The sequence below is a fragment of the Planktosalinus sp. genome (genome assembly GCF_059864935.1).
In genome coordinates, this window is the sequence record NZ_JCBCCK010000059.1 from 1 (window position 1) to 2,181 (window position 2,181).

Sequence of the window (2,181 nt, forward strand, 5' to 3'; positions counted from 1 at the left end):
TAACCATTTTGAACAACTGGAACTTCAGCTTTCCAGAGAAATCAGGCCACTTCCAAAAATGATCATCAACCCTAAAATCACAAATATCTTTGATTTTTCGTTTGAAGACTTTACCTTAGTAGATTACAATCCGCATCCGCACATCAAGGGAGCGGTAGCTGTTTAAATTTTAACCCCATTAATCATGAAAAATTTATCATTTATACTAATCCTTTTAATTTCGTTGCCTGCAATGGCTCAGGAAACCTGGGGCGATGTTGAAAAAAATAAGGTCACGATGAAAGAAATCGCACCAATATGGCCCGGCTGCGAAAGCAATGACGCAAATAAAACTGATGCCTGTTTTACGCAAAAACTCAACGAACACATTCAGAAAAACTTCCGCTATCCGCCCAATGCATGGAAAAACAACATTCAGGAACGTGTGGTAGTAACCTTTATCATCAACACTCAAGGCGAAGTAGAAATCACTAAAGTGGAAGGTGAAAACAAAGAACTGGTTGAAGAAGCCAAACGCAACATCCTGGCCATTCCAAAAATGAAACCCGGTATGCTGGCGGGAAAACCACGTGCCATTGAATACACTGTGCCGTTTAATTTTAAGACCGGGAAGTAGTTCTTATGGTAACAATTATTGCAGCCGCCGCTGAAAACAACGCCCTGGGAAAAGACAACGACCTGGTGTGGCACCTTCCGGATGATTTTAAACGCTTTAAGCAACTCACATCAGGCCACCACATCATTATGGGCAGAAAGACTTTTGAATCCTTCCCAAAACCCTTGCCCACCCGCACCCATGTTGTCATTACCCGAAACAAAAAATACAAAAAAGAAGGTGCCATAGTGGTTCATTCTATTATCGACGCCATAAAGTTAGCAAGAAATGACCCTCAACCCTTCATCATCGGTGGTGGCGAAATCTACAAACAAGGCTTAGCCTTTGCCGATAAAATCGAACTCACCCGCGTTCACGCCCATGTGGAAGCCGATGCTTTTTTTCCCGACATCGATGAAAACAACTGGCAACTCATCGCTTCAGAATTTCACGCCAAAGACGAGCGGCACGAGTTTGCTTTTACTTATTTGACTTATATTCGTAAAAACTAAACCAAGTCTTTGCGCTACTTAGCGAATAAATCTTTGCGGGCTTTGCGAGAAAAAAGTGACTTTATATCAAACATCCTCCAACAGGAAAACCTAAAATTCCTAAACCATAAACCGTTGCAAGGCGGCGACATTAACGATGTCTTTCTAGCGGAAACCGACAAAGGCAAATTTGTCATCAAAGTAAACGTTACATCCCGTTACCCAAAAATGTTTGAAGCCGAAGCCAAAGGACTTCAACTGCTTAAAAACACGAAAACTTTTAAAATCCCTGATGTCATTAATTTCGGTGAAACCGAAAACCATTCCTATCTACTGCTTGAATACATCACCCAGGGTGCCAAAAACATAAATTTTAATGAAACCTTCGGAATCCAACTCGCAGCACTGCATCAAAACACTGCCACACATTTTGGTCTAAACCACGACAATTACATTGGTAGTTTGCCCCAAAAAAATGACGGCAACTTGGCCCATTCCGTTGAATTTTATATAAAGAAAAGATTAAAACCCCAATTGCATCTCGCAGCCCAAAACGGTTTTTCCTTCAAAAACATCGATCTATTTTTCAAAAACATCCAAAACGAAATCCCCGATGAACCCCCTGCACTCCTTCACGGCGACTTATGGAACGGCAACTATTTGGTGGATAATTCGGGCAATCCCTGCCTGATTGACCCCGCGGTATGTTTCGCTTCACGCGAAATGGACCTCGCCATGATGCAGCTCTTCGGCGGGTTTTCTGATGAACTGTTTAACGCTTACAATGAAGCTTTTCCACTAGAAAAAGGCTGGAAAACCCGAACAGACGTCTGGCAACTCTACTACCTGCTCGTTCACCTCAACCTCTTCGGAAGCGGATATTACAATCAGGTAAACTCCATAATAAGGAAGTATTCCTGATTTATTTTTTAATTTTGCACTATCTTTATAAGTAAAACTTGAAACCACGAGATCCCAGCTTTCGCGGGGATTGAGAAACCTGAAACAAGAAACCTATGAACGCATACATCTTCCCCGGACAAGGTGCCCAATTTACCGGAATGGGCAAAGACCTTTACGACCACTCAGAAGTCG

At 42.2% G+C, this 2,181-nt stretch carries 4 protein-coding genes; all 4 read left to right on the forward strand.

The features are described from left to right. Positions 1-166 (forward strand): thymidylate synthase (locus tag AC6F75_RS02550; protein ID WP_500713383.1); only part of this gene is annotated, 166 nt, incomplete at its 5' end. Between the two features lie 18 nt (positions 167-184). Then, positions 185-616 (forward strand): energy transducer TonB, encoded by a 432-nt coding sequence (locus AC6F75_RS02555; protein WP_500713380.1) that lies wholly within the window; start codon positions 185-187, stop codon positions 614-616. A 5-nt stretch (positions 617-621) separates the two neighbouring features. After that, positions 622-1,107 (forward strand): dihydrofolate reductase, encoded by a 486-nt coding sequence (locus AC6F75_RS02560; RefSeq protein WP_500713381.1) that lies wholly within the window; start codon positions 622-624, stop codon positions 1,105-1,107. Between the two features lie 42 nt (positions 1,108-1,149). Then, positions 1,150-2,007: a fructosamine kinase family protein gene (locus AC6F75_RS02565; protein ID WP_500713382.1), complete on the forward strand. Its 858-nt coding sequence runs from the start codon at positions 1,150-1,152 to the stop codon at positions 2,005-2,007. The last annotated feature ends 174 nt before the right edge of the window (positions 2,008-2,181 follow it).

Bases quoted from the DNA above. Each gene is read 5' to 3' on its own strand.
- AC6F75_RS02555 (WP_500713380.1), top strand. From the start codon at position 185: ATGAAAAATTTATCATTTATACTAATCCTTTTAATTTCGTTGCCTGCA.
- AC6F75_RS02560 (WP_500713381.1), top strand. From the start codon at position 622: ATGGTAACAATTATTGCAGCCGCCGCTGAAAACAACGCCCTGGGAAAA.